This window comes from Pseudoalteromonas sp. S1650 (assembly GCF_005887195.1).
Lineage (GTDB): Bacteria > Pseudomonadota > Gammaproteobacteria > Enterobacterales > Alteromonadaceae > Pseudoalteromonas > Pseudoalteromonas simplex.
The window spans coordinates 1-1,411 of the sequence record NZ_PNDF01000148.1 but is presented as its reverse complement, the minus strand read 5'-3'; the positions used below and the strand labels follow the sequence as shown (position 1 = coordinate 1,411).

Sequence of the window (1,411 nt, the reverse complement as noted above, 5' to 3'; positions counted from 1 at the left end):
CCGCGTTTTGCACTAAAATTATAGGCCACTAAGTCAGGTATAAATCCAGCATCCCATGGCCTGACAGCATCGTTTGGCGTTATTTGATGCTCAAACACAGCATTCAAATTTTGTTTAGCAAGCTCTGGATTAAATGTTACCAGTGCATATGCCTGCTTGTAGCTATCCCAAGGCCAAGTTTGATTACCTGAAAACCAGCGACCGGTCACGGCTGGACTAACGGTATCAAAACCTACTGCACCAGCTTTACTGCGCCAATTTCCAATTAACGTTTCAACACTTTTTACTGCAAGTTTTTGTAGAGCGGGTTGCTTGTTACTAATTGGCTGTGTGGCTTTATTTATATACTCTTGCCAACGTAATTTACTAAGTGATAAATGATGTTCGGGTTGTTTTAAAATTTTATCAATAACCTCTTTTTCACGTACCGCTTCTTGATTATTTAATAAATATGAATAGCTTGTGTAGAATGTACGATTGTTTTTTATGTGCGTTGTGCTTGAGTAACTTAGGTCGTCATGACGTGTTCTAACCGCTAACGTTTTTTTAAGCAATAACTGTGAGCTCCCCGAAGTGAGTATGTGTCCATGCGCCCTTACTTTGCCAAAACTAATCGCAATACTATTGCTAGTGACTTGCCATCGGGGGGTTAATTTCGGATAAACCACAAATGGCGAACGCCCAGCTTTTTCGGTGCCATTGTTAGCACGTAAATGGTTTATAAGTTTTCCTGTGAAATGTAATGTAACAGGCTCAGTAGTTTTAATCTGTGTTTTAACTAATGAAGTGCGATTTGTCACAAAGCGCAAAGTAAGCGTTATGCTTACCCCATCACCGCTCAGCTCTTGCACTAACGCGCCGGGTTCGCTGTAAGCCCGCATTGCTAGCTTCACTTTATTGGCCTCATCGACTTTCATGCCTTTATAAACAGTCAGCTTTTCTAGATAAGGCGCTATAAAATTTAAATACTCCTCAGTAACAATAGCAGGCCCGGTGAACGCGCCGACGTTTTCATCTGTTGGTAGCAAATGTCCATGCCACGCGCCTAGATCAAAAAGAGGGTTAAAACGTTGGTGGCCGCCTTGCTCAAAGTCCTGCATATAATATGGGCTTCCGGTTCTATCTATTAAGTTTTTATAATCAACCACCTCACTAGCAGCAGCCTCACAATGACTGATTAAAAGCACGGTGATTAAAATAAACAGATTTTTAAAAATCATTTATTTAGCCCTTTTTGTATCGCGCTAATAAATAAAAACCAAATCCGGTAACTAGTGCAATGCCTGCAAATAATAGCCACATGATTTCGGGGGATTTTATCTCTTTGACTAGGTAACCATAACTCCACCCAGACAAAAATCCAGCAAATAAAAAGCCTAATGCCATAGATACAAAGTAATAACCACTTAAC

The 1,411-nt window shown here is 40.4% G+C and carries 1 protein-coding gene and 1 pseudogene; both read right to left on the bottom strand.

Annotated elements, in window-relative coordinates:
• The coding region (locus CWB80_RS21950; protein WP_502705020.1) for a trehalase domain-containing protein at positions 1 to 1,220 on the bottom strand (1,220 nt) is incomplete at its 3' end.
• A gap of 4 nt (positions 1,221 to 1,224) precedes the next feature.
• Positions 1,225 to 1,411, bottom strand: a pseudogene (locus CWB80_RS21945) (MFS transporter); the annotation flags it as partial.